General features: G+C 67.6%; 29 protein-coding genes. 21 read left to right on the top strand and 8 right to left on the bottom strand.

Going from position 1 to position 25492, the window contains the following annotated elements; genetic code table 11:
* Window positions 1–2: 2 nt before the first annotated feature.
* From IHQ52_RS17050 to IHQ52_RS17040, 3 genes are read left to right on the top strand one after another with little or no spacing between them, the layout of a single operon-like run.
* Window positions 3–542, top strand: a complete 540-nt coding sequence (locus tag IHQ52_RS17050; protein ID WP_024498458.1) for a membrane protein — start codon at window positions 3–5, stop codon at window positions 540–542.
* A 12-nt stretch (window positions 543–554) separates the two neighbouring features.
* Window positions 555–1115, top strand: coding sequence for a TIGR03086 family metal-binding protein (locus IHQ52_RS17045; protein ID WP_024498459.1), 561 nt, complete (start codon window positions 555–557; stop codon window positions 1113–1115).
* The gene (locus tag IHQ52_RS17040; RefSeq protein ID WP_024498460.1) at window positions 1115–1573 is read left to right on the top strand and encodes a flavodoxin family protein; all 459 of its coding nucleotides are present in this window, start codon (window positions 1115–1117) and stop codon (window positions 1571–1573) included. The genes IHQ52_RS17045 and IHQ52_RS17040 overlap by 1 nt, the downstream gene beginning before the upstream one ends.
* Before the next feature lie 81 nt (window positions 1574–1654).
* On the opposite strand, the gene IHQ52_RS17035 is transcribed toward IHQ52_RS17040, so the two are convergent.
* The 3 genes from IHQ52_RS17035 to IHQ52_RS17025 form a co-directional block, all read right to left on the bottom strand.
* Window positions 1655–2104, bottom strand: coding sequence for a nitroreductase family deazaflavin-dependent oxidoreductase (locus tag IHQ52_RS17035; RefSeq protein WP_024498461.1), 450 nt, complete (start codon window positions 2102–2104; stop codon window positions 1655–1657).
* 91 nt (window positions 2105–2195) lie between these two features.
* Window positions 2196–2546 (bottom strand): HNH endonuclease, encoded by a 351-nt coding sequence (locus IHQ52_RS17030; protein WP_024498462.1) that lies wholly within the window; start codon window positions 2544–2546, stop codon window positions 2196–2198.
* Window positions 2547–2585: 39 nt separating this feature from the next.
* Window positions 2586–3266, bottom strand: coding sequence for a TetR/AcrR family transcriptional regulator (locus IHQ52_RS17025; RefSeq protein ID WP_024498463.1), 681 nt, complete (start codon window positions 3264–3266; stop codon window positions 2586–2588).
* Window positions 3267–3333: 67 nt separating this feature from the next.
* Between IHQ52_RS17025 and IHQ52_RS17020 the strand changes: the two genes are divergently transcribed.
* From IHQ52_RS17020 to IHQ52_RS17000, 5 genes are read left to right on the top strand one after another with little or no spacing between them, the layout of a single operon-like run.
* Window positions 3334–3648, top strand: a complete 315-nt coding sequence (locus IHQ52_RS17020; protein WP_024498464.1) for a hypothetical protein — start codon at window positions 3334–3336, stop codon at window positions 3646–3648.
* A 10-nt stretch (window positions 3649–3658) separates the two neighbouring features.
* Window positions 3659–4492, top strand: coding sequence for a thymidylate synthase (locus IHQ52_RS17015; protein ID WP_024498465.1), 834 nt, complete (start codon window positions 3659–3661; stop codon window positions 4490–4492).
* The gene (locus IHQ52_RS17010) at window positions 4489–5019 is read left to right on the top strand and encodes a dihydrofolate reductase (protein WP_024498466.1); all 531 of its coding nucleotides are present in this window, start codon (window positions 4489–4491) and stop codon (window positions 5017–5019) included. Before IHQ52_RS17015 ends, IHQ52_RS17010 begins: the two co-directional genes overlap by 4 nt.
* 13 nt (window positions 5020–5032) lie before the next feature.
* Window positions 5033–6259 (top strand): winged helix-turn-helix domain-containing protein, encoded by a 1227-nt coding sequence (locus tag IHQ52_RS17005; protein WP_024498467.1) that lies wholly within the window; start codon window positions 5033–5035, stop codon window positions 6257–6259.
* A gap of 54 nt (window positions 6260–6313) precedes the next feature.
* On the top strand, window positions 6314–7084 hold the full coding sequence (locus tag IHQ52_RS17000) for an HAD-IIB family hydrolase (protein WP_024498468.1): 771 nt from the start codon (window positions 6314–6316) through the stop codon (window positions 7082–7084).
* Window position 7085: 1 nt separating this feature from the next.
* Here IHQ52_RS17000 and IHQ52_RS16995 read toward each other — a convergent pair whose 3' ends face one another.
* The gene (locus tag IHQ52_RS16995; RefSeq protein ID WP_024498469.1) at window positions 7086–8753 is read right to left on the bottom strand and encodes an alkaline phosphatase D family protein; all 1668 of its coding nucleotides are present in this window, start codon (window positions 8751–8753) and stop codon (window positions 7086–7088) included.
* 104 nt (window positions 8754–8857) lie between these two features.
* On the opposite strand from IHQ52_RS16995, the gene thyX reads away from it, so the two are divergent.
* The 6 genes from thyX (at window position 8858) to IHQ52_RS16965 (ending at window position 17541) form a co-directional block, all read left to right on the top strand.
* Complete coding sequence (thyX, locus tag IHQ52_RS16990) at window positions 8858–9610, top strand: FAD-dependent thymidylate synthase (protein ID WP_024498470.1); 753 nt, start codon at window positions 8858–8860, stop codon at window positions 9608–9610.
* 38 nt (window positions 9611–9648) lie between these two features.
* Entirely contained in the window at window positions 9649–10554 is a 906-nt protein-coding gene (dapA, locus tag IHQ52_RS16985) for a 4-hydroxy-tetrahydrodipicolinate synthase (RefSeq protein WP_024498471.1), read from the top strand.
* Window positions 10554–12578, top strand: coding sequence for a ribonuclease J (locus IHQ52_RS16980; protein WP_024498472.1), 2025 nt, complete (start codon window positions 10554–10556; stop codon window positions 12576–12578). The genes dapA and IHQ52_RS16980 overlap by 1 nt, the downstream gene beginning before the upstream one ends.
* 41 nt (window positions 12579–12619) lie before the next feature.
* Entirely contained in the window at window positions 12620–13252 is a 633-nt protein-coding gene (locus tag IHQ52_RS16975) for a TIGR03085 family metal-binding protein (RefSeq protein ID WP_040004753.1), read from the top strand.
* Window positions 13253–13349: 97 nt separating this feature from the next.
* Complete coding sequence (locus tag IHQ52_RS16970; protein ID WP_040004746.1) at window positions 13350–16337, top strand: DNA translocase FtsK; 2988 nt, start codon at window positions 13350–13352, stop codon at window positions 16335–16337.
* A gap of 220 nt (window positions 16338–16557) precedes the next feature.
* Window positions 16558–17541 carry a TerC family protein gene (locus tag IHQ52_RS16965; protein ID WP_006436443.1) on the top strand — a complete coding sequence of 328 codons (984 nt, stop codon included), beginning with the start codon at window positions 16558–16560 and terminating at the stop codon, window positions 17539–17541.
* 9 nt (window positions 17542–17550) lie between these two features.
* Here the strand turns inward: IHQ52_RS16965 and IHQ52_RS16960 are convergent, their stop codons facing one another.
* The gene (locus IHQ52_RS16960) at window positions 17551–17829 is read right to left on the bottom strand and encodes a YciI family protein (protein WP_006436444.1); all 279 of its coding nucleotides are present in this window, start codon (window positions 17827–17829) and stop codon (window positions 17551–17553) included.
* Window positions 17830–17833: 4 nt separating this feature from the next.
* Entirely contained in the window at window positions 17834–18409 is a 576-nt protein-coding gene (locus tag IHQ52_RS16955; protein ID WP_006436445.1) for an amino-acid N-acetyltransferase, read from the bottom strand.
* 161 nt (window positions 18410–18570) lie between these two features.
* Between IHQ52_RS16955 and pgsA the strand changes: the two genes are divergently transcribed.
* The 7 genes from pgsA (at window position 18571) to IHQ52_RS16920 (ending at window position 23908) form a co-directional block, all read left to right on the top strand.
* Complete coding sequence (gene pgsA / locus IHQ52_RS16950) at window positions 18571–19284, top strand: CDP-diacylglycerol--glycerol-3-phosphate 3-phosphatidyltransferase (RefSeq protein WP_040004755.1); 714 nt, start codon at window positions 18571–18573, stop codon at window positions 19282–19284.
* An 88-nt stretch (window positions 19285–19372) separates the two neighbouring features.
* Window positions 19373–19711, top strand: a complete 339-nt coding sequence (locus tag IHQ52_RS16945; protein WP_006436448.1) for a helix-turn-helix domain-containing protein — start codon at window positions 19373–19375, stop codon at window positions 19709–19711.
* A gap of 109 nt (window positions 19712–19820) precedes the next feature.
* Entirely contained in the window at window positions 19821–20642 is an 822-nt protein-coding gene (gene pspA / locus IHQ52_RS16940; RefSeq protein ID WP_006436449.1) for a phage shock protein PspA, read from the top strand.
* Between the two features lie 10 nt (window positions 20643–20652).
* The gene (locus tag IHQ52_RS16935) at window positions 20653–21867 is read left to right on the top strand and encodes a glycosyltransferase (RefSeq protein WP_006436450.1); all 1215 of its coding nucleotides are present in this window, start codon (window positions 20653–20655) and stop codon (window positions 21865–21867) included.
* Window positions 21858–22052: a DUF3046 domain-containing protein gene (locus IHQ52_RS16930; RefSeq protein ID WP_006436451.1), complete on the top strand. Its 195-nt coding sequence runs from the start codon at window positions 21858–21860 to the stop codon at window positions 22050–22052. The genes IHQ52_RS16935 and IHQ52_RS16930 overlap by 10 nt, the downstream gene beginning before the upstream one ends.
* Window positions 22053–22280: 228 nt before the next feature.
* Window positions 22281–23324 (top strand): recombinase RecA, encoded by a 1044-nt coding sequence (gene recA, locus IHQ52_RS16925; protein WP_006436452.1) that lies wholly within the window; start codon window positions 22281–22283, stop codon window positions 23322–23324.
* Between the two features lie 20 nt (window positions 23325–23344).
* The gene (locus IHQ52_RS16920; RefSeq protein ID WP_006436453.1) at window positions 23345–23908 is read left to right on the top strand and encodes a regulatory protein RecX; all 564 of its coding nucleotides are present in this window, start codon (window positions 23345–23347) and stop codon (window positions 23906–23908) included.
* Window positions 23909–23936: 28 nt separating this feature from the next.
* On the opposite strand, the gene IHQ52_RS16915 is transcribed toward IHQ52_RS16920, so the two are convergent.
* Together IHQ52_RS16915 and IHQ52_RS16910 are read right to left on the bottom strand one after the other, a co-directional pair.
* The gene (locus tag IHQ52_RS16915) at window positions 23937–24818 is read right to left on the bottom strand and encodes an amino acid ABC transporter permease (RefSeq protein ID WP_238063668.1); all 882 of its coding nucleotides are present in this window, start codon (window positions 24816–24818) and stop codon (window positions 23937–23939) included.
* Window positions 24815–25492 carry an amino acid ABC transporter permease gene (locus tag IHQ52_RS16910; protein ID WP_238063666.1) on the bottom strand — a complete coding sequence of 226 codons (678 nt, stop codon included), beginning with the start codon at window positions 25490–25492 and terminating at the stop codon, window positions 24815–24817. Before IHQ52_RS16910 ends, IHQ52_RS16915 begins: the two co-directional genes overlap by 4 nt.

The raw sequence follows: 25492 nt of genomic DNA, 5'->3' as shown, positions 1-25492 counted from the left end.
CCATGGTCGATGACGGCACGCACGACGAGGGCACCCACACCGGCGACACCGAGGGTGGCGCGCCGCAGCTGGGTCCGAAGAAGAAGGACGCCCGGCCGATCGTCTGGATGATCGGCTTCCTCGTCGTGGCGCTGGTCGTCTACTTCGTACTTCTCGGCTGGCGTGGGTTCCAGCTGATCGCGACGGGCACCGTCGCGGGAATCGGGCTGGGACTCGGTGTCATCGCACTGCCGCTCATCGGCGCGTGGCTGATCTACGCGACGCTGCGGGCGGGTCTGGAACACCAGAAGCTCGCGGCGATCATGGCCGAGGAAGGCCGCGAGCTCGACATCTCGAACCTCCCGCACCGCGCTTCGGGCCGCATGGAACGCGACGCCGCCGACGAATTGTTCGCGCAGGTCAAGGCCGAGTGGGAAGCCGACCCGAACGACTGGCGCAACACGTACCGCATCGCCCGCGCCTACGACTACGCCGGCGACCGCCCCCGCGCCCGCGCGATGATGAAACGCGCGGTCGCACAGTTCCACGGGCGCGAACAGTAACGGGCAGGCCAGATGAGCGATCCGACGAGCCGGCTCGACGAGGCCGCCCGTCTCTGGGCCGACCACCTGGGGAACGCCGGACCCGAAAGACTCGGGGAGGCAAGCGGTTGCGCGGGTTGGACCATTCGCGACCTGATCAACCACCTGATCGGCGGCGGCTACCGTTACGCCATGTTGCTCGAAGGTGCCAGCGCCGCCGACACCTTGGCGACACGCGACGTCGACTATGTGGGTGCCGGCGACCCGATCGCCGAATTCTGGCGCAGCGACAACGCCTTTCGGGCTGCCGTCGAGTCGGCCGACCTCGACGTCGAGGTCGATCACCGCGCCGGCCGACGCCCGGGCCGCCAACTGCTGGTGATGCGAATCATGGAGCTGGCCCTGCACTCCCACGATCTGTGCGTGGGCCTCGATGCGGAGTGGGCTCCGTCGGACGGGCTGGTCGAGTTCGTGCTCACCGATGCGGCGCCGGTCATCGAGGAGCTGCGCGGGGTCGGATTGTTCGAGGCGCCGATCGAGCCGGCGTCCGATAGCGCGGCCGATCGGTTGCTGGCGTTCGCGGGGAGGTCCTGATGGCGGCCAAGCGGCTGTTGATCGTCCACCACACGCCGTCGCCGGCATGTCAGGAAATGTTCGAGGCGGTGCTCTCCGGTGCCACGGATCCGGAGATCGAGGGCGTCGAGGTGGTGCGTCGAGCCGCTCTGGCAGTCACCGCGAGCGACTTCCTCGAGGCCGACGGTTACATCCTCGGCACGCCCGCCAATCTCGGATACATCAGTGGCGCACTGAAACACGCTTTCGACGTCAGCTACTACCAGATCCTCGACTCGACGCAGGGTCGCCCGTTCGGTGCGTACTTCCACGGGAACCAGGGAACCGAGGGTGCGGAGAAGGCTGTCGACGCCATCACCACGGGCCTTGGCTGGGTGAAGTCTGCTGAGTACGTGGTGGTCTCGGAGAAGCCGACGAAAGACGACCGCGAGGCGTGCTGGGAGTTGGGCGCGACGGTCGCGGCGCAGCTGATGGGCTGAACGTCCGGCAAACCCACCACTTTTCGGCAGAATCACCACCTCGCGGGGTGCTGGGTTTGCCGAAAAAGGGTGGGTCTGTAGCTACTTGGCGGTCAGCTTGATGATCGGCAGTTCCCGATCGGTCTTCTCCTGGTACCCGGCGAAGCGCTCGTTCTTGTTGATCGTGTTCCAGGCCTGGGCGCGTTCGTCGCCGTGGAGCTGCTGGGCGCGGACCTCGACGGTCCTGCCGTCCACCTCGATCCGGGCCTTGTCGGGGTTCGCCTTCAGGTTGTGGTACCAACCGGGGTTGTTCACCGCGCCGTTCGCCGACGCCACGATCAGCCAACTGCCGTCGGGGCCCGGGAACCAGGCGAGCGGGGTCACCCGTTCCTGACCGCTCTTGCGGCCGACGGTCGTCAGCACGAGCGCGTTCATCCCGCCGAACTGTCCCTTGCGGCGGATCATAGGCGCGACGACCTTGTTCACGATCCGCATGAACGGTCCCTTCGGCACACGGCCGCCACGTGTACCTGCCGAGATCTCGAAGCTCATCGTCGTCTCTCCTTCGCCGGGATGGTCCCAGTGTGCTGCAACCGAGCGTTCCGCGGAACACTTCCGGAGCAGCCCGGACGTGGACTCCGGGCTATTCCACGTCGGCGAGGAGTCTGCTCACCTCGTACTGCCGCACCAGGAACGCCTTCTCGTCGAGCTTCTTGCGGCGCATCCAGGAGGTAACTTCCGAGTTGCACTTGCTGGCGTTGCACGAACCGCAGCACGGCACGACGTTGGTCACGGTGTAGCGGCCGCCGCGGGAGATCGCGAGCATGCAGTCGCGCTGGAGAGCCACCCCGGCCGCGCCGCAGTACGCACACCCGCCCCAGGCCTCCCGGAGTGAGAGCCACTGGGTGTCGGTGAGGTCGTTGTCGCGGGCGGCGACACGCTTGCGGCGTCGCTTCGCATAGCGATTGGCGCGGGTCGTGCTGCGAGTGGCCACGGGAGGAGACTACCGCGCGGACCACAAGAGTCACAGCGGTCACGCAGCGTGCGTGGGATCGAGGAGTAGTCGGCACCATGCGTCGTGCAGCCAGTTGGAGAACCGGTCCGATGTCCATCCGCGGCTCGTCACGAGCATCGAGTAGTACTCGGAGGAGTTCATGGTCCAGACGATGTCGGCGATCTCCTCGACGGTCAGATCGGTGCGCGTGGCGCCGGTCGAGACGAGATCTGCGGCGAGTCGACGCATGTTCTCGGCGCGTCGCGCAGTGATCTCGTCCCACAGGCTCCTCAGGTCGCCGTCGAGGGCCGCGGCGTCCCGGAGGACGAGGAACAACGGTGCGAGACGCCCCTGGATCGCGGTGACCGCGTCGGCGTAGATCGCCAGCTTCCGGCGTGCGTCGTCCTCGGCGCGCATGCGTGCGACGTAGTCGCGGTGAGCGCCGGGTATCGGCTGATCGGTCCCCGACAGTGCGAGTTCGATCAGTTCCCGGAACATCGCCGGCTTCCGGCCGACGACCGTGTAGACGGTGTCGGGCACGACTCCGGCACCGCGGGCGATCTCGGCGACGGTTGTCGCGGCATAACCCTGGGACAGGAACAATCCGCGGGCCGTGTCGAGGATGTTCGTACGGGTCTGCGCCGCGGCCGCGCGGCGCCGGCTTGCGTCATAGCGGCGCGTGGTCTGACCTGCAGATTGCTCATTGACTGTGTCGGGCATCAGCCCTAGTCTAAGGGCATCACAATTGATCCGATACATAGTCGGATGAAATTAGAGGAGCATCATCATGGCCGTCTTCGCCTGGACCCAGGACGTCCCCATCGACGCCGAGATGTACGGCGAGATCGCCCAGCGGATCGGGGACACCCCGATGCCCGGGCTCATCGTTCACTTGGTGATCGAGAACGCCGACAAGACCGTGAGCTACCTCGACGTCTGGGACTCGGAGGAGAGCTGCTTCGACGCGATGGAGAAGGTGGTACATCCCGCCGTGCGCCCGGTGCTCGCGGCGCACGGCGTCAACCCGCCGGGTGAGCCGCCCCGCACCCCGGCGACAGTCCTCGAGGTGCGCTTCGCGGACGGTGCGGCGGTCGGCCCGTAGACTGTCCGGCGTGAGCACGGCCATCCGCGATATCTCATCGACCGGGACGATCCCCACCCCGTACGAGGACCTGCTGCGCCTCGCGCTCGAGACGGGTACCCCGAAGGCGGACCGCACCGGCACAGGCACAAAGAGCCTCTTCGGTCATCAGCTGCGCTACGACCTGGCCGAGGGCTTCCCGCTGATCACCACCAAGAAGGTCCACCTCAAGTCGATCATCTACGAACTGCTCTGGTTCCTGCGCGGCGACTCCAACGTCCGCTGGCTCCAGGAACGCGGCGTCACCATCTGGGACGAGTGGGCCGACGAGAACGGTGACCTCGGACCGATCTACGGCGTCCAGTGGCGCAGCTGGCCGACGCCGTCGGGGAAGCAGATCGACCAGATCTCCGTGGCCCTCGAGACGCTCAAGAGCAATCCCGATTCGCGACGCAACATCGTGTCCGCGTGGAACGTGGGCGAGATCCCGCAGATGGCGCTGCCGCCGTGCCACGCGTTCTTCCAGTTCTACGTCGCCGACGGCAAGCTCTCCTGCCAGCTCTATCAGCGTTCCGCCGACCTGTTCCTCGGGGTGCCGTTCAACATCGCGTCGTACGCGCTGCTGACCCACATGATGGCGCAGCAGGCGGGCCTCGAGGTCGGCGAGTTCGTGTGGACCGGCGGCGACTGCCATATCTACGACAATCACGTCGACCAGGTGAACCTCCAGCTCTCGCGCGAGCCCTACCCGTATCCGAAACTCGAACTGCGCAAGCGTGATTCGATCTTCGACTACGAGTACGACGACATCGAGATCGTCGGCTACCAGTCGCATCCGGGGATCAAGGCGCCGGTGGCGGTGTGAGTTCCGACCTCTCGTGGGTCGCACTCCCGACGCGCGTCCGGTTGGTCTGGGCGCAGGCGCACGGCGGTGCGATCGGTCGCGACAACACCATCCCGTGGCGCGTCCCCGAGGACATGGCCCGGTTCAAGGAGAAGACCCTCGGCTATCCGGTCATCATGGGCCGCAAGACGTGGGATTCGCTGCCGCCGAAGTTCCGGCCGTTGCCGGGCCGCGTCAACATCGTGGTGACGCGCAACCCGGACTGGTCGGCCGAGGGGGCGGTGGTGGCCCGGACCATCGCCGAGGCACTGGTCCTCGCCGACGGCGAACCTGTCGGCATCATCGGCGGCGGCGAGATCTACGGCGCCGCAATGCGGTTCGCGACCGAGCTCTGCGTCACTGAGATCGACGTCGACGTTCTGGGTGCCGATGCATTCGCGCCGGAGATCGGACCGGAGTGGACGGTCGCCGACAAGGGGGAGTGGCAGACGTCCTCGACCGGCCTTCGCTACCGCTTCATCGACTACACACACGCCGGCAGAGACTGAGGGCACGGGGCTGATGGCGACGGAACGGTTGTCCGCGGCCCAGGCGCGTCGAACCGCGCTGGCCGCACAGGGATTCACCGATCGCTCACCGTCGGGCGCGCCGACCATGGCCCACCTCAAGAGGGTTGTCGGACGGACCGGTCTGCTCCAGATGGACTCCGTCAACATCGTCGCGCGGGCGCACTTCATGCCGCTCTACAGCCGGCTGGGTCCCTACGACCCCGACCTCCTGCATCGCGCTGCCTGGCAACCGGTGCGGGGCCGACGCCGTCTGGTCGAGTACTGGGCGCACGAGGCCGCGCTCATCCCGGTCGAGGACTGGCCGCTGTTCCGTTGGCGGATGGACGAATTCGCCGATGGCCGCTATCGGCACACCCGGGAGATCATGCGTCGCAACCGGAGTCTCGCCGACGACGTACGGGGTGTGATCGACGAGATCGGTGCCGCGACGCCGCGCACCATCGAGGCGGAACTCGGCATCGAGCGTGAACCCGGAACGGCCGGGAGTTGGTGGCAGCGTGGCGAGGTCAAACACCTGTGCGAGGCGATGTTCGCCGCCGGCGACCTGTCGGCCGTGCGGAACGGCAACTTCGTTCGCCACTACGATCTCACCGACCGTGTCGTCGGCGCCGACGTCGCCGCGGTGCGACCTGATCGTGCGCAGGCGCAACGCGAGCTCATCGCCCGAGCCGCACGCTCGCTCGGGGTCGCGACCGTCACCGACCTCGCCGACTACTACCGCATCAAGCCGGCGGATGCCCGGCCGGCCGTCGCCGACCTCGTCGAAGCGGGTGTGCTGCACGAGGTCTCGGTCGACGGGTGGCGTGACCCCGCCTACCTCGCCGACGGCGCGCCCATGCCGCGACGCATCGACACCTCGGCGATCCTGTCGCCGTTCGACCCCCTCGTGTTCTTCCGCCCACGTGCGCAGCGACTCTTCGACTTCCACTACCGCATCGAGATCTACGTCCCCGAACACAAACGCGTGCACGGCTACTACGTGCTGCCCTACCTGTTGGGCACCGACCTCGCCGCACGCGTCGACCTCAAGGCCGACCGGAGATCCCGAACCCTGTTGGTACTCGCCGCCTTCGGTGAGCCCGGCCACGATCGCCGCGTCGTCGCCGAGCGATTGGCTGCCGACCTGCGGAGATTCGCGGGCTGGCTCGACCTGGATGACGTGACGGTCGGCGCGAAGGGCGACCTCGCGCGCGATCTGCGAGCGGTGATGGGATGCTGAGCACCGGGAGATCGAAGAAACATGACGGGGACGACCTGAAGGAGAGATGCGACGATGACCGTGTCGTATGAAGGCAACGACTATCGCTTGGTGATGTTCGACCTCGACGACACCCTCGCACCGTCGAAGAGCCCGCTCGACGACCAGATGGTGGACCTGCTGCACCGGATGCTCGAGGTCAGCCTCGGTTGCATCATCTCCGGCGGCAACTTCACCCAGTTCGAGAAGCAGGTTCTCGCGCGCCTCGGCACCTTCGACTCGGTGGGCAACCTCCATCTGATGCCCACCTGCGGCACCCAATACGTCCGCTGGGACGGCGGCGAGTGGGAGACCGTCTACGCGGAGTACCTCAGCGACGACGAGAAGAAGCGCACGCTCGACGTCCTCGAGACCGGTGCCAAGGAACTGGGACTGTGGGAGAGCGAGACCTGGGGCGACATCCTCGAGGACCGCGGCAGCCAGATCACCTTCAGTGCGCTCGGGCAGAAGGCCCCGGTCGATGCCAAGGCCGCTTGGGATCCCGACGGCGCGAAGAAGGAGTCGCTGCGGGCATATGCCGCCGAGCGGCTGCCCGACCTCGAGGTGCGCAGCGGTGGTTCGACGTCGGTCGACGTCACCAAGAAGGGCATCGACAAGGCGTACGGCGCGCTCAAGCTGATGGACATCCTCGGCCTGACCACCTCCGACATCCTGTTCTTCGGCGACCGTCTCGACGAGGGCGGCAACGACTACCCCGTCAAGGCACTCGGTATCACCTCGATCGCCGTCCACGGCTGGCCCGACACCCACGCCAAACTGTCGGCGATCCTGGATCAGAGCACGTAGGTCACACGGCGGGGCGCCCGACGGGTTGGACACGCTGCGTCCCGCTGCGCACCCGAAAGGACTTCGCGTAGAACTGGCCCGACCGCGGATCGGTCTTGTCGTTCAGGAAATACCAGTCCATCTGGGTGGCGGACGGGGTGACGGTCAGCACCGAGTATCCGTGCGAGTCCAGCTCGCAGTAGCGGACGTGGTGATTGGCCGCACTGAACGCGGCCGCGATCGTCGGACCGGCGGTGTTCGCCGGCACGTTGAACATCTCGTCGATGTTGGTCGACGTCACCGACGTCCCGACCAGTTCCGTCGCGACGGTCCCGGCACCCGGATAGTTCGCGACGTCCACCGGGATGTCGCATGCCCACGACGAGTGGATGTCCCCGGTGATGAACACGACGTTGTCGACGCCGTTGTTCCTGATCGAGTCGAGGAGGCGCCGACGGTCGGCGGCGTAGCCGTCCCATTGATCCGCGTTGTAGGGGATGCCCTCCTCCGGTATCCCGAGCAGTTCGGTGACCGCCCCGGTGGTCTTCGGGTCGAGCGGCGGGATCAGTACCGGCGAGATCATGACCGGATTGCCGACGATCTTCCACCGGGTCTCCGACGAGGTGAGGCCGTTGGTCAGCCAGGACATCTGAGCCCGACCCAGCATCGTGCGGGACGGCTCGTCGATCCGTGCCGACACCGCGCTCACCTGGAGGTCGCGGTAGGAGCGCAGATCCAGCATCGACAGCTCGAGAAGTTTCCCGAACCGCAGGCGGCGGAACAGATGTCGGCCTTGCGGGTCGACGCCGGGGCGGATCGGCATCCACTCGGAGTAGGCGCGCAGGGCGGCGGCGCGTCGAACCTGCCACGACCCTTCGCCGGGCTGGTGATTCTCGGCACCCCCGCGCCAGCTGTCGTTCGACGACTCGTGGTCGTCCCAGATGCAGATGAACGGCGTCGACCGGTGCAGCGCGGCGAGGTCGGGATCGGTCTTGTACTGACCGTGACGGGTCCGGTAGTCACGCAGCGTTCGGATCTCGTGACGCGGGTCGTGGATCCGGACCGCGCCGGTCTTACCCGTGTACCGGCCGGTTTGGTACTCGTAGTAGTAATCGCCCAGGTGCACCACGGCGTCGAGGTCCCTCTGGTTGTTCAGGTGCCGGTAGGCGGCGAAATACCCGGCCTCCCAGTTGGCGCAGGACACGACGCCGAAGCGGATTCGTCCGACGTCGGCGCCGGTGGCGGGTGCGGTGCGGGTCGTACCGATCGGTGACGTAGCCCCGGCGACCGGTCCGGATGTCACGGTGAACCGGTAGTGGTACGTCGTCCGCGGACTCAGCCCGGTGGCGTCGACCTTGACGGTGAAGTCCCGCTCGGCCGAGGTCTGCACGACACCCGACCCGACGACCGCACCGAAGCCCGCGTCGCGCGCGATCTCCCAGCGCACCGAACATGCCGGTCCCACACCGGAACCCGGCGTCGAGGCGGCGGACTGGGTGATCCGGGTCCACAGGATGACCGCGTCGGGCAGCGGGTCGCCGGAAGCCACGCCGTGGGCGAAGGCCCGCGGGGAAGCAGCCTGAGCCGGGCCGGGATCAGCGACGACGGCGGGCAGGGTGAGTGCGGCCCCGGTGGCGACTGCACCGGTCCGCAGGAAAGTCCGTCGGGTGGACTCATGTCGGGTGGACACACAGGGACCTTACCCACCGTGGCCCGCGACGTCAGGCCGAATCCGAGCCCTTCGGGGCAGTGGGGGACAATCAGGGCACACAAACGTCGAATGGAGGGGACTGCGTGTCCGAATTGGTGCCGCTGAAGGTGCAGATGGTCGCCATGACCCAGTTCACCCCACCGGAGGACGTGACGTGGAGCACGGACGCCGAGGGCGGTGAGGCGCTCGTCGAGTTCGCCGGCCGCGCCTGCTACCAGAGCTGGGACAAGCCGAACCCGCGCACCGCCACCAATGCCGGATACCTTCGGCACATCCTCGAGGTGGGGCACCTGTCGCTGCTCGAACACGCGTCGGTCACCTTCTACATCAGCGGGATCTCGCGCTCGTGCACCCATGAGCTGATCCGGCACCGGCACTTCTCCTATTCGCAGCTGTCGCAGCGGTTCGTGCCCGAACACGACTCCAACGTCGTCGCGCCGCCCGCGATCGTCGGCGACGACCACCTCGAGGAACTCTTCACGGCCGCCACCGATGCGAGTCGTGAGGCGTACACCGAACTCCTCGCCGCACTGGAGGCGAAGTTCGCCGACGTGCCCAACGCGATCCTGCGTCGCAAGCAGGCACGTCAGGCCGCACGGTCGGTGCTGCCCAACGCCACCGAGACCAAGATCGTCGTGACCGGCAACTACCGTGCGTGGCGGCACTTCGTCGGTATGCGCGCCACCGAGCACGCCGACGTCGAGATCCGCCAGCTCGCGGTCGAGTGCCTGCGGCAATTGATGCAGGTGGCTCCCACCGTCTTCGGCGATTTCGAGATCGGCACGCTCGCCGACGGCACCGAGGTCGCGACCTCACCGTTCGTGCTGGAAGGGTGAGGCCCGTCACGGATACGGAGGCGGTAGCCTTGAGCACCATGAACGCAGTCCAGGAACCGCTGCACGAGCATCCCTTCGGGACGAACGTGGTGGCGATGGTGACCCCCTTCCGTCCCGACGGAAGTCTCGATCTGGACAAGGCCGCCGTCCTGGCCGATCACCTCGTGTCGAAGGGGTGCGACGGACTCGTCGTGTCCGGCACCACCGGCGAATCGCCGACCACCACCGTGCCCGAGAAGCTCGATCTGTTGCGCGTCGTGCTGGACGCCGTCGGCGACCGCGCCCGGATCACCCAGGGGGCGGGTAGCTACGACACCGCCGAGAGCGTGCGGTTCGCGATCGAGTCGGAGAAGGTCGGTGCCCACGGCCTGCTCGTCGTGACCCCGTACTACTCCAAGCCGCCGCAGTCCGGCATCCTCGCGCACTTCCGGACCGTCGCCGACGCCACCGCACTTCCCGTGCTGCTCTACGACATCCCGCCGCGCTCGATCGTGCCCATCGCCAACGAGACGATGCTCGCGCTCGCCGAACACCCGAACATCCGCGGTGTCAAGGACGCCAAGGGTGACCTGCACTCGGCCGCCGGCCTCATCGCCACCACCAAGCTCGAATACCTCTCGGGTGAGGACGCACTGAACCTCCCGTGGCTGTCGATCGGCGCCACCGGATTCGTCAGCGTCATCGGGCACCTGGTGCCGGATCGCTTGCGCGAGATGCAGATCGCGGTCGAGAAGGGTGATCTCGCGACGGCGCGGACGCTCAACACGTCGATGCTTCCGCTCGTCAACGCGATGGGACGCCTCGGAGGTGTCACGATGGTGAAGGCGGCGCTGCGCGTTCTCGGACTCGAGGTGGGCGATCCGCGTCTGCCCCAGGTGCCCGCCACCGGGCCCCAGATCGAGGAGCTGATCGTGGATCTTCGTGCGGCAGGTGTTCTCGCCTGATGATCGACAACACCGGCAGCGACAGCGGCGGGCCCGAAGCGCGGCCGGCGCGCACCCGTCGCCGCGCCGCCTCCCGCAAGGCCGGACCGCCCGCCACTCCGCCGGTGTCCGCGGAGCCGACCCCCGCGGAGCCGACCCCCTTGGAAGCCGTCCCGGTGGACTCCGTCCCGGCCATGATCGCGCCCGACCCGGCACCGCCTCGCGCCCCGAAGTCCGAGTCCGCCCCGAAGCATGCGTCCCGGCAGCGGTCCGGGTCGTCGTCCGGTGCCCGGCGCGGTCGCCACGAACGCGGCGGCGACGCGCGTGGTCGCCGGAACGAGCCGGCGACCCCGGCACCGGTCGATCGTCTCGGCACCCCGCGGCGCCTGCCCAAGGGCGGACTCCGGATCGTCGCGCTCGGCGGCATCGGCGAGATCGGCCGCAACATGACCGTCTTCGAGTACGACGGCCGTCTCCTGATCGTCGACTGCGGCGTGCTGTTCCCCGAGGACCAGCAGCCCGGCGTCGACCTGATCCTGCCGGACTTCCGCTACATCGAGGACCGCATGGACGATGTCGACGCGGTGATCCTCACCCATGGGCACGAGGATCACATCGGCGCGATCCCGTTCCTTCTGCGGCTGCGCAGCGACATCCCCGTCGTCGGGTCGAAGTTCACCCTCGCCCTCGTCGAGGCCAAGTGTCGGGAACATCGCCTGCGGCCCAAGCTCGTTCAGGTCACCGAGGGGGAGCGGACCACCCACGGTCCGTTCGACTGCGAGTACTTCGCGGTCAACCACTCGATCCCGGACGCCATCGCGCTCGCGATCCGCACGCCGGCGGGTCTCGCCCTGCACACCGGCGACATCAAGCTCGACCAGCTGCCCCTCGACGGTCGTCTCACCGACCTGGCCGGGTTCAGCCGTCTCGGTGACGAGGGCGTCGACCTGTTCCTCGTCGACTCGACCAACGCCGAGGTCCCCGGCTTCGTCACCCCCGAACGTGAGATCGGTGGTGTGCTCGACCAGGTCATCGGCAAGGCCAGGCAACGCGTCATCGTCGCGTCCTTCGCCAGCCACGTGCACCGCATCCAGCAGATCATCGACGTCGCGCACACCCACAACCGGCGCGTCTGCTTCGTCGGCCGGTCGATGGTGCGGAACATGCAGATCGCGCAGGACCTCGGCTACCTGTCGGTGCCGGACGGGGTGGTCGTCGACCTCGACACCGCCGCAACGCTTCCCGACCATCGCATCGTGCTGATCTCGACCGGTTCGCAGGGCGAGCCGCTGTCGGCGTTGTCGCGGATGGCGCGCGGTGAGCACCGCCAGATCAACATCCGCGCCGATGACCTGGTCGTGCTGGCCTCGTCGCTGATCCCGGGCAACGAGAACTCGGTCTTCGCCGTCGTCAACGGCCTGGCCAAGCGCGGTGCCACCGTGATCACCCAGCAGAGCGCCAAGGTCCACGTGTCCGGCCACGCCTCGGCGGGTGAGCTGCTGTACCTGTACAACGCGGTGCGGCCGTCGAATGTGATGCCGGTGCACGGTGAATGGCGCCACCTGCGTGCGAATGCCGCGCTCGCGGTCGCGACCGGTGTGTCCGAGGATCAGGTCGTGCTGGCCGAGGACGGCGTCGTGGTCGACCTCGTCGACGGCCGGGCCGAGATCGTCGGGCGCGTGCCGGTCGGACACGTCTACGTCGACGGACTGTCGGTCGGTGACGTCGGCGAGTCGACCCTGTCGGAGCGTCTCGTGCTCGGTGAGGGCGGTTTCATCGCGATCACCGTCGCGATCGATGCGACGACGGGGCGCGCGGTCAGCTCGCCGGAGGTCTCCGGCCGTGGCTTCTCCGACGACCCGGATGCGCTGAAGGCGGCTGCCGACCTGGTCAACCAGGTTCTCGACTCCCTGGCCGCCGAGGGTGTGAGCGACGCGCATCGCATCGCGCAGGGGATCCGGCGCGCCGTGGGCCGGTGGGTCTCCGAGGCCTACCGCCGCCGCCCGATGATCGTGCCGACGGTTCTCGCGGTGGGAGCCGACTGAACGGTACGACCGTATCGGAAACGCTCGCTACTGTGGACGGGGTGACAGGTGCACAGGAGGAACGAGCGGCTCTCGTCGAGACCCTGAAGAAGGTGGGCCCGGACGCGCCCACCCTCTGTGAGGGCTGGACCACCCGCGATCTGTTGGCTCATCTCGTCGTTCGCGAACGACGCCCCGACACCGGGCCGGGCATCCTGATCCCGGCGTTCGCCGGATACACCGAGAAGGTGCGGAGCAAGGCCGCCCGACGGGACTTCGACGAGTTGCTCGACGAACTCGCCTCGGGTCCGCCGGTCTACTCACCGTTCAAGCTCGTCGACCGGTTCGCCAATCTCGCCGAGATGTTCGTCCACCACGAGGACGTGCTGCGCGGGGGAGCGGACCCGAAGGGCCGCTGGACGCCGCGGATGCTGTCACCCGAGCTCGAGGCCGAGCTGCGCGGTCCGGCCACCTCGATGGGCAGGATGACGCTCAAGAAGATCCCCGCACGCGTCACCCTCCGTACGACCGCCGGTGAGGACCTGCTGACCGTCGGCTCCGGGAAGGACGTCGTGGTCACCGGGTCGATCGGTGAACTCGTCCTGTTCGCGTTCGGACGGGCACCCGTCGCCGTGAGCTTCGACGGCGATGCGGACGCGATCGCCGCGGTTCGTGAGAGTTCTCACGGCCTCTAGGGCGTGTCCCGATGCGACCGGGTAACAACTTCGACACGGCGCCGTTATCAGTGTTGCCCATGTGACTGAAGTGAACTCTGCCGACTAGTCTGTCGGTATGGCTTCGAAGGCAAGCACGGGTACGCGCACGTCCGCGTCTGGGTCGCGGGCATCCGGCACACGGTCGGGTGCGAAAAGTGCCGGACGGTCGACGGGTTCGGCGGCACGTTCGGGCGCGAGCAAGTCGGCCGGGACACGCTCCGGTTCCACCCGCTCCGGCGCGGGCAAAGCCGGATCGTCGCGCGCGTCGAACCGATCCACCGGCAGCGGCAAGTCCCGCGCACGGCAGTCCGCCACCGCGACGCCGCGCCGCCGGAACACGTCGGCCTCCGCCGAATCGGTCGATCTGCACCGCCGTTCGGTCGCCGCCGCCGGCGCCTCCGCGGTGGGGAAGGGGATCGGAGCCGGCTGGTCACTGTTCGCTCGTGGTGTCGGCAGCGCGGCCCGCGTGGGTTCCGGAGTCGGCCGCGGACCGCGGACCGAGTCGCGTCCGTTCGACGACGACGATTTCGATCTGGATGCCGTCGACGGTGACGACGCCGAGTACGACGATGTCGACGCGGACGTGGTGGGTCCGCGCGGTCAGGGACACAGTCATCGCCGGGACGGCGTCGCGCTCGGCCTGCTCGGGTTGGGGCTCCTGTTCGCGGCCAGTGTGTGGTTCGGCGCCGCCGGGCCGGTCGGTGCATTCTTCGAGGCGTTGATCCGCGCGATCGTCGGGTCCGCGGCCGTCGTGATGCCGGTCGCGCTCGTCGTGGTCGCGATCATGCTGATGCGGCGTCCGGCCGCACCCGAACGCCGTGGGCGCTACCTCGGCGGTGGCTCCCTCGTCGTGCTTCCCCTGCTCGGCATCATGCATCTGATCGCCGGTGCGCCGCTGGATCTGCCGGGCCGTTCGGCGGCGGCGGGCTTCGTCGGTTTCGCCATCGGCACGCCGCTCACCGCGGGGGTCACCGCCTGGGTGTCCGTCCCGATCCTGTTGCTGTGCATGGCCTTCGGTGTGCTGATCCTCAGTGGCCGGACCGTGCGCGAAGTCGTCGACGCCGCCGCCGGATACCTCGGCCTGGGGGTGTCCGGTGCCGACGGCGCGCCGTGGGAGGGCGACCTCGACTGGGACGAGGACGCGGAGAACTACGAGGATCCCGATTTCGGGGATCCCGCGGCGGACGATGCCGACGACGATGACGCGGACACCTACGGCTCCCGGGCGACCCGTCGCTCGTACTCGTCGAACCCGTACGACAACTACCCGCCCGACGAGACCCCGTCGCGGCCCTCGAGCCGGTCGCGGCGCAAGCCGGCCAAGGTCGCCGAGGAACCGATCGAAGACGCGGTCACCGAGAGCTTCGCCGATGCGTTCACCGAGCCGTTCGGGGACAACGCCCCCGACGAGCAGATGACCGAGGTGATCGACCCCCCGGCCCGTCCGGCTGCTCGCCGCACGGCGCCCGCCGCGCGTCCGGCACCCAAACCGGCGCCGAAACCGGCACCCGAGCCCGAACCCGACCTCGACGACGAGGAGGCCTTCTCACCGGCGGTCCCGGCTGCCGAGGGCGACTACCTGCTGCCGCCCCCGCATCTGCTGCTCGAAGGCGACCCGCCGAAGGCCGGCACCAGCGCCAACGACGAGATGATCGACCGGATGACCGGTGTCCTCGAACAGTTCAAGATCGATGCCGCGGTCACCGGCTACACGCGCGGACCGACGGTCACCCGGTACGAGGTCGAGCTGGGACCGGGCGTGAAGGTCGAGAAGATCACCGCGCTCCAGCGCAACATCGCCTACGCCGCGGCCACCGACAACGTCCGCCTGCTCGCGCCGATCCCGGGCAAGTCCGCGGTCGGTATCGAGGTACCCAACGCCGATCGTGAGATGGTCCGCCTGGCCGACGTCCTCAGCGCGTCGTCGACCCGCAAGGACAAGCATCCGCTCGTGATCGGTCTGGGCAAGGACATCGAGGGCGACTTCGTCAGCGCGAACCTGGCGAAGATGCCGCACCTGCTCGTCGCCGGTTCGACCGGCTCCGGTAAGTCGAGCTTCGTCAACTCCATGCTGGTGTCGCTGCTGAGCCGCGCCACCCCGGAGCAGGTCCGGATGATCCTCATCGACCCGAAGATGGTGGAACTCACGCCTTACGAGGGCATCCCGCACCTGATCACCCCCATCATCACCCAGCCCAAGAAGGCGGCCGCCGCCCTCGCATGGCTGGTGGAGGAGATGGAGCAGCGCTACCAGGACATGAAGGCGTCGCGGGTGCGTCACATCGACGACTTCAACGCGAAGGTGCGCTCCGGCGAGATCACCACTCCGCTCGGCAGCGAGCGGGTGTACAAGCCGTACCCGTACATCCTCGCCATCGTCGACGAGCTCGCGGACCTGATGATGACCGCGCCGCGCGACGTGGAAGAGGCGATCGTCCGCATCACGCAGAAGGCGCGCGCCGCCGGCATCCACCTGGTCCTCGCGACGCAGCGTCCGTCGGTCGACGTCGTCACCGGTCTGATCAAGACCAACGTGCCGTCGCGCCTGGCGTTCGCCACGTCGTCGCTGACCGACTCGCGCGTCATCCTCGATCAGCCGGGCGCCGAGAAGCTCATCGGCATGGGTGACGGCCTGTTCCTGCCGATGGGTGCCAACAAGCCGATCCGCATGCAGGGCGCCTACATCTCCGACGAGGAGATCGCGGCCGTCGTCGACTTCACCAAGGAGCAGGCCGAGCCGGAGTACACCGAGGGTGTCACCGCGGCGAAGGCCGGCGAGAAGAAGGACATCGACAGCGACATCGGCAACGACCTCGACGACCTGCTGCAGGCGATCGAACTCGTCGTCTCCAGCCAGTTCGGGTCGACGTCGATGCTGCAGCGCAAGCTGCGGGTCGGCTTCGCGAAGGCGGGGCGCCTGATGGACCTCATGGAGACCCGCGGCGTCGTCGGACCCAGCGAGGGTTCCAAGGCGCGTGAGGTGCTCGTCAAGCCCGACGATCTCGCGGGCGTGATCGCCTCGATCACCGGCGGTGGAGACGAAACAGACGGATCGGGCGACTGAAGAACTCTCTGACCTGAGGTTTCTGCGGAACTACTACCGCCTGTACTAAAGTGACGGCAGATCCATGAGGGGAGTATCCCCGACGCGGCGTCTCCGTCAATACGGTCAGGGCCCGCGATGATGCCGATCATCGTCGCAACCCTGGCCCGGAGCGTCGGCCGCCATCTCGGCGGGAGAGACCTCTGGCTCGTCAGCTGATGCTGCCTGCTGGAGGAATACCGTGGATGTCTCTGTATCCGTGTGGCTGATCACCTGCGTGGTGATCCTCGGATTGTTCGTGTTCGACTTCTTCTCCCACGTGCGCGTGCCGCACGCCCCGTCGCTCAAGGAATCGGGCATCTGGTCGGCGGTGTACATCGCGCTCGCCATCGTGTTCGGGCTGTTCGTCTGGTGGAAGTGGGGATCGACGTTCGGCGGCGAGTACTTCGCCGGCTACGTGACCGAGAAGGCGCTCTCGGTGGACAACCTGTTCGTGTTCGTCATCATCATGGCGAAATTCGCGGTGCCCCGTGAGTATCAGCAGAAGGTGCTGCTGCTCGGCATCGTCATGGCGCTGGGCATGCGCGGCATCTTCATCGCCGTCGGCGCCGCCGCGATCAACGCCTACAGCTGGGTGTTCTACCTGTTCGGCGCGTTCCTGATCTTCACCGCCGTCAAACTCGTCCGCGAGAGCGACGACCCCGTGGAGCACGAGGAACAGCGGGAGAGTCGTCTCGAGCGGTTCGTCAAGCGATTCCTGCGCACGCACGACTCCTACGACCGCGACAAGCTGTTCACCCGCGTCAACGGCAAGCGTCTCGCGACGCCGATGCTGATGGTCCTCATCGTCATCGGGTTCACCGACGTGCTCTTCGCCCTCGACTCGATCCCGGCGATCTACGGCCTGACCCAGGAGCCGTACCTGGTGTTCACCGCCAACGCCTTCGCGCTGATGGGCCTGCGTCAGCTGTACTTCCTGCTCGGCGGGCTGCTCGACCGGCTGGTGTACCTGTCGATCGGCCTGTCGATCATCCTCGCGTTCATCGGTGCGAAGCTCGTCCTGCACGCGCTGCACGAGAACACCCTGCCGTTCGTCAACGGCGGTGAGCATGTGAGCGTCCCGGAGATCTCGACGCCGGTGTCGTTGTCGGTGATCGTCGGTGTCCTGGTGATCACCACCGTCGCAAGCCTGGTCAGGAGCAGGTCAGCTGTGTCGAAGAGTTAGCGGCAGGGGTCAGAACGGTCCGAAGACCTGGGTCCACTCGTCGATCCGGACGGCGTCGACGGCCTCGTGCGCCTGGAACGGGTCGTTGGCGAAGAACGCCTCGGCGGCCTCGAGGTCGGCCGCGCTGATGATGATCAGCGCGCCCGACCCGTCCGGGTACGGTCCCGCGATGAGCACGTTGCCCGCCTTGTTCTCCTCGCCGAGCCACTGCCGATGAAGCGGCCGGTGCTGGTCGCGGAGCGCGGCCTTGGCCGGACGGTAGGTGTACTGGACGGCGAAATAGGGCATCGGTTCACTCCCGGGTGATGGTGGCCAGCATCCTGGTGTTCCCCAGGGTGTTGGGTTTGACGTAACTCAGGTCGAGGAACTCCGCGACACCGGTGTCGTACGAACGGCACATCTCCTCGAACACCTCGCGCGTGACCGGGGTGCCCTCGATCTCGCGGAAGCCGTGCTTGGCGAAGAAGCTCGTCTCGAAGGTCAGCACGAAGACGCGGGCCAGTTCGAGTTCGCGGGCGATCTCCATCAGCCGGCCGACGATCTTGTGCCCGATGCCACGTCCGGAGAACACGGGATCGACCGCGACCGTGCGAACCTCGCCGAGATCGGCCCACAGTACGTGGAGCGCACCACATCCCACGACCAGCCCGTCGAGTTCGGCGACCCAGAACTCCTGGACCGACTCGTAGAGGGTGACGAGGTTCTTCTCCAGGAGGATCCTGCCCGCGTACTTGTCGATCAGTTCCTTGATGCGCGGTACGTCCGACGTACGCGCGCGCCGGACGGCGATGTCCCGAGTAGTCGGTTCGGGCGCAACGGGATCCGCCGCGGACTCGGGTTGGGCGGGCTCCGGGGAGACGGGGGACATGGGAACTCACCTTAGTCCTGTGAGGGCGTGCGCCCCACGGTGATGTCGGGGCGCGTAGCGGCCCGGGTGACCTTCCGCGGGGCGTGGACCGATACCCTGTGGGGTGTGAGTACGAGAATTCCCGTGTATCGCGGAACCTGTCCGCGCTCGGGGGTGTGCTCATGACCGATCGCATTCGGCGGGCCGTCGACGAAAAAGGTATCGCAAATGTGGGCCGCGGGCCGGACCACATCACCGATCCCGTCGACCCGGTCCCGGTCGTCAACATCGCGAACGCCCTGACCGTCTTCCGGATCCTCCTGGTTCCGGTGTTCCTGACGGTGCTGTTCCTCGAGTCCGGAGAATCCACGCTGTGGCGCACGGTGGCGACGGTCGTCTTCGCCGTCGCGGCCCTGACCGATCGGTACGACGGCCGCATCGCCCGCGCGCGCGGACTGATCACCGACTTCGGCAAGATGGCCGACCCGATCGCGGACAAGGCCCTGATCGGTGGTGCGCTCGTCGGACTCTCGATCCTCGGCATCCTGCCCTGGTGGGTCACCGCGGTCATCATCGCGCGCGAACTGTGGGTCACCGCGCTGCGCTTCTGGGTGCTGCGGCACAAGGTCATCCCCGCCAGTCGCGGCGGAAAACTCAAGACGCTGCTGCAGGCGGTCGCCATCGGCCTGTACCTGGCGCCCCTCGGCGGCGGATGGGACATCGCCGCCGGCATCGTGATGGGTCTCGCGGTGGTCGTCACCATCTACACCGGCCTCGACTACACCTGGCAGGCGATCAAGGTCAGGTCCGGCGGCGGTTCCCGCACCGGCACCCCCGATCCGGAGCCGGCACCGCAGACGCGACGGGCCGTGGGAGGAACCGGCGCAGGGCGCTGAGTTCGACTACTGTCGGTGGAACCGCGGCCGGGGAACGATCCGGCTGCGTGAGGCGTTGGCCGAGGAGTGGACAGGGAGAGGAGACTCGATGGCGATGCTCTTACGTGAGGCGCTCGGCGACAGCCTGCGTCGGGTCCGCACGCAGCAAGGCCGGACCCTGCGTGAGGTGTCCACCGGTGCACGCGTGAGCCTGGGCTACCTCTCCGAGGTCGAGCGCGGCCAGAAAGAGGCCTCGAGCGAACTGCTCGCGGCCATCTGCGATGCACTCGACGTGGAGATCGCCGACCTCCTCCTCGACGTCGGGAACGCGATGCGTCCGGCCGAGACCATGACCCCCGAGGTCGCCGAGGCCGGTCTCACCGCGACCAAGGTGGTCATCCCCGCACCCGCCGGACGCCGGGACGCGACGGCGCTCGCGGCCGCCTGATCCACGTCGTCCGAATGACCATTTGAGTGCTGCGGCACTATCGGGAACCCGCAGCCACTAAATTGGTCTGCACAGTTCTCTCAAACCCCTGAATGGAGTGACGTAGAGCATGGCGAACCCGTTCGTGAAGTTGTGGCGGTACCTGACGGCACTCGGCAACGCGAAGATCGACGAACACGCCGACCCGAAGGTCCAGATCCAGCAGGCGATCGAAGATGCCCAGCGTCAGCACCAGGCGTTGTCGCAGCAGGCCGCCTCGGTCATCGGCAACCAGCGACAGCTCGAGATGAAGCTCAACCGGCAGCTCGAGGACATCGAGCGTCTGCAGGCCAACACCCGCCAGGCACTGACGCTGGCCGATCAGGCCGCTGCCGCCGGCGACACCCAGAAGGCCACCGAGTACACGAACGCCGCCGAGGCGTTCGCGGCGCAGCTGGTGACCGCCGAGCAGAGCGTCGAGGACCTCAAGTCCCTGCACGACCAGTCGCTTCAGGCCGCCGACCAGGCCAAGAAGGCCGTCGAGCGCAACGCGATGATCCTCCAGCAGAAACTCGCCGAGCGTTCCAAGCTGCTCAGCCAGCTCGAGCAGGCCAAGATGCAGGAGCAGGTCAGCGCATCGCTCAACCAGATGAGCGAGTTGTCGGTGCCCGGCAACACCCCGAGCCTCGACCAGGTCCGCGAGAAGATCGAGCGCCGCTACGCCAACGCCCTCGGTTCGGCCGAGCTGGCCAAGAACTCGGTCCAGGGCCGCATGCAGGAGGTCGAGCAGGCGGGCATCCAGATGGCCGGTCATTCGCGCCTGGAGCAGATCCGCGCCAGCATGCGCGGCGATGCCCTGCCGTCCGCGGGCGCCACCGCACCACCGTTGCAGAAGGGTCAGCCGGCGACGCAGGCCACCCCGCCGACCACCGAGCCGCCCGCGCAGAACTGATCCGCGGCACGTGCATGTTGCACTTGTCGCGGGTTCCGATGCGGGACATGCCTTTCCGGCGTTCGCCCTCGCCGAGCGGTTCGCCGCGGCCGGGCATCGGACCACTGTCCACACCGGACTGAACTGGTCGGCCGCCGCGCGTCGCCGTGGCATCGACATCGCCGAGCTCCCGGGTCTCGCGGCCACGGACGACGATGACGACGCCGACGCCGGGGACAAACTCAGCGCCCGCGCGGCACGCATGGCCGATCTGCTCGCGCCCCTGCTGGCGGAGTCCGGTGCCGACCTCGTCGTCTCCGACGTCATCACGGTCTGCGGGGGATGGGCCGCGCAGCTCCGGGGCCTTCCGTGGATCGAGCTGTCGCCGCACCCGCTGTACCTGCCGTCTCGCGGCCTGCCGCCGATCGGTTCGGGGCTCGCCCCGGGAACCGGCATCCGCGGTCGCGTTCGGGACACGCTGATGCGTGCCGCGACCGCGACCTCCATCCGCAAAGGCGAACGGCAGCGTGCTGCGGCACGGCTGTCGATCGGTCTCCCGGCGCACGACGGTGGTCCGTGCGCGCGATTCGTGGCGACGCTGCCGGGGCTCGAGGTGCCGCGGCCCGACTGGCCGGCCGACACCCATCTCATCGGTCCACTCCTGTGGGAACCCACCGACGACCTCTTCGACCGTCCCGACGGCGATGCACCGCTGGTGGTGCTCGCCCCGTCGACGGCGCAGACCGGCGCCCCCGACATGGTCGGTGTGGTCCTCGAGGCGCTGTCCGAGCGGATTCTGGGCCGTCGTGTCCGGGTGGTGGTCTCCGGGCTGCATCGTCCGTCCACCGCGGATCTCGCCCGCTTCGGCGACTCCTCGGCCCCGATCACCGCAGGGCTGGGACGGCAGGACGAGGTGCTGGCCGACGCGCAGGTACTGATCTGCGGCTCCGGTCACGGGATCCTGGCCAAGGCGATGAGCGCCGGGGTTCCGGTCGTCGCAGTACCCGGCGGCGGCGACCAGTGGGAGCTGGCGAACCGTCTCCGGCGCGCGGGTGCCGGCCGAGTGGTCCGCCCGCTCACGGTCGAGGCCGTCGCCGATGCCGTTTGCACCGTTCTCGACGACCCGGAGTGCACCCGGAGCGCACGGCGGATCGGGGCGAGCGGTGCCGACACCGTCGACCCGGTGGCGGTGGCCCACGCCGTCCTGGACCGTGCCGCGTTCCGTAGGGTGGGGCCGTGCGCCTGACCGAGTTCAACGAACTGATGACCACCGAATTCGGTGTGTCCAGGGCGGATTCGATTCTCGTCGACCACGTGCTCACCGAATTCGGTGGACGCACCGGGGCGCAGGCGATCGACGACGGGGTCGACCCGCGCGACGTCTGGGTCGCCATCTGCCGCGACTTCGACGTACCGCGCCGGCGTTGGTGACACGCCCCGCGTGTCACACTTGCCATCGAACACCTGTTCGTTCATCCTGGTGATCAGACGGAACCGTACGGACCGCCGCCGCGTCTGAGGTATGTGGATCGGGAAGCAGTATCGGGCTCGGGAGGGCCGCCGAGACTTGTCGGACCCACGCGATACCTTTCAGACATGAACGCCCGGACCGCACCGACCACCCGCCGGAAATCCGGCTCACAACCGAGGAGAACTCCCATGGCACCTGCGCCTCAAGACCGTGAGAAGGCCCTCGATCTGGCCCTCGCCCAGATCGACAAGAACTTCGGCAAGGGCTCGGTGATGCGCCTGGGCGAGGAGACCCGCCAGCCGATCGAGATCATCCCGACCGGTTCGATCGCACTCGACGTCGCCCTCGGTATCGGTGGTCTGCCCCGCGGCCGCGTCGTCGAGATCTACGGTCCGGAATCCTCGGGTAAGACCACGGTCGCGCTGCACGCCGTCGCGAACGCCCAGGCCCTGGGCGGTATCGCCGCGTTCATCGACGCCGAGCATGCGCTGGACCCCGATTACGCCGCGAAGCTCGGCGTCGACACCGACGCCCTGCTCGTGTCGCAGCCCGACACCGGTGAGCAGGCGCTCGAGATCGCCGACATGCTGATCCGCTCCGGCGCGCTCGACATCCTGGTCATCGACTCGGTGGCCGCACTCGTGCCCAAGGCCGAGATCGAGGGTGAGATGGGCGACAGCCACGTCGGCCTGCAGGCCCGCCTGATGAGCCAGGCGCTGCGCAAGATGACCTCCGCGCTGAACCAGTCGAAGACCACCGCGATCTTCATCAACCAGTTGCGCGAGAAGATCGGCGTGATGTTCGGTTCCCCCGAGACCACGACGGGCGGTAAGGCTCTCAAGTTCTACTCGTCGGTTCGCCTGGATGTCCGCCGTATCGAGACCCTGAAGGACGGCACCGATGCGGTGGGTAACCGTACCCGCGTGAAGGTCGTCAAGAACAAGGTCGCGCCGCCGTTCAAGCAGGCCGAGTTCGACATCCTCTACGGGCAGGGCATCAGCAAGGAGGGCTCACTGATCGACATGGGTGTGGCCGAGGGCTTCATCCGTAAGTCGGGCTCGTGGTTCACCTACGAGGGCGATCAGCTGGGCCAGGGCAAGGAGAATGCCCGCAAATTCCTGCTCGAGAACGTCGACATCCGCGACGAGATCGAGAAGAAGATCAAGGAGAAGCTCGGCATCGGCGCGACCGTCGACGCCGACGACATCGCCCCGGCACCGGTCGAATTCTGATCGGCTCCGCCTGATCCGATATGAACGAGGCATCAAGCCCCGAACCGACGGACCCCGAACGGACGCGCACGCGTCGGGATGACAATCCCGACCGGCGAGGCCCCAGCGCATGGGACTCTGCACTGCGACTGCTCGGGGTCCGTGCGCGTTCACGGCACGAGATGCGGGAGCGGTTGACCCGCAAGGGGTTCGACACGGACACCGTCGACGAGGTGATGGCCCGACTCGACAAGCACCAGTTGCTCGACGACACCGATTTCGCCGCCGAGTGGGTACGCTCCCGCCACCTGAACTCCGGAAAGGGACGCGTGGTGCTGCGTCATGAGCTCCGGACCAAGGGAATCTCCGAGTCGATCATCGCCGAGACCCTCGCCGAGATCGATCCCGACGACGAACGCGAGATCGCGGCCGGACTCGTCGCACGGAAGCTGACGCCGTCGGTCGTCGAACGCGTTGTCGCCGACCGTGCCGAACGAGAGAAGACCCTGCGTCGTCTGGTCGGTTTCCTTGTCCGGCGTGGCTATTCGCAGTCGCTGGCGTTCGACGTGGTGGGGGAGGCGCTCGGCGCACTGGAAGACGCCTGAGGCCTCCCCGTCACTCCGACGGCCTGGCTCAGAGCAGGTTCTCCGACGCGGCCAGTTCGGTCTTCTCCGGGTCGGCCGGCTCGGCGGCCGACCGTCGACCCTGACGCAGACGTCGTTCGACGTAGGTCGCGAGGTTCGAGAGCCCGAAGTTGATGACGATCATGATGATCGCCACCACGATCAGCGCCGGGATGTAGTTGCCGTAGCGGGAGGCCGACAGCAGGCCGCTGCGCACGACCTCCGAGTAGCCGATGATGTAGCCCAGCGCACTGTCCTTGAGTGCCACCACCATCTGCGAGATCAGTGCCGGCATCATCGCGGTGATCGCCTGGGGGAGCAGCACGATGCGCATCATCTGGCTCTTGCGCAGACCGAGCGACATGGATGCCTCGGTCTGGCCCTTGGGCAGCGAGTTGATGCCGGAGCGCAGGATCTCGGCCATCACCGATCCGTTGTAGAGCGTCAGCCCGGTGACCACCGCGGCGAACGCCAGCATCGACGACGGGAATATGCCGTAGATGGCGAACAGGAACCAGGTGAACACCATCAGGATCAGGACCGGGATCGCGCGGAAGACCTCGACGAACACACCCGAGACGGCCCGTACCCAGCGATGATCCGACAGCCGGCCGATGCCGAGGACGGCGCCGAGGATCAGCGAGAACACGATCGAGACGGCGGCCGCCGCCAGAGTGCGCCATAGTCCGGGCAGGATGTAGCCGGTCCAGGTGGACCAGGTGACGAACGGGCTCCACTTCTCGCCGGTGAACTGCTCGTTGGCGGCGAGTACGGAGATCACGTAGATCGCCATCGCCGCGAGGATCGCGATGAACAGGATCGCCATCAGGCGGTTCCGGGCCCGTGCGCGTGGTCCGGGTGCGTCGTACAGGACAGTCGATTCGGCGCTCATCGTTTCACCGCCAGTCGCTTGGCGAGGTAGCCGAAGACGGCCCCCTCGGTGAGGGTGATGATCATGAAGCCCACGGCGATGACGCCGAAGATCACGAACAGCTGGTCGGAGAAGGTCTCGATCTCGGTCTTCATGAGAGCCGCGGCCTCGGCGACACCGATGACCGAGGCGACCGTGGTGTTCTTGGTGAGCGCGATCAGGACGCTGCCCAGCGGGCCGATGACCGATCGGATCGCCTGCGGCAACACGATGACCCCGAACACCTGGGTGAACGACAGACCCAGCGACCGGGCCGCCTCGGCCTGCCCCAGGGGCACGGTGTTGAAGCCGGACCGGAGCGTCTCGCAGACGAAGGTCGACGTGTAGAGGACGAACGCGAGCACCGCGAGCCAGAAGTTGTTGGACTTGATCGTCGGCGCGAAGGTCAGGCCCAGATTCTGGTAGAGACCGATCGCGCAGAACAGCACGACGAGCATCAGCGGGGTGTTGCGGACCACGTTCACATAGACCCCGGCGAAACCGCGCATCACCGGGACGGGGGAGACCCGCATCGCGGCGAGGGCCGTGCCCCACACCAGCGAACCGATCGCCGAGTAGAAGGTCAGCTGGATCGTCACCCAGAAGGCGGGCCACAGCTGAGGACCCATGCTCTCCCACAGAGAGGCGTCATTCAT

It is taken from the genome of Gordonia amicalis, from assembly GCF_022059885.1.
Taxonomy (GTDB): domain Bacteria; phylum Actinomycetota; class Actinomycetes; order Mycobacteriales; family Mycobacteriaceae; genus Gordonia; species Gordonia amicalis.
The sequence above is the reverse complement of the archived record's forward strand: the minus strand, read 5'-3'. Positions and strand labels throughout refer to the sequence as shown.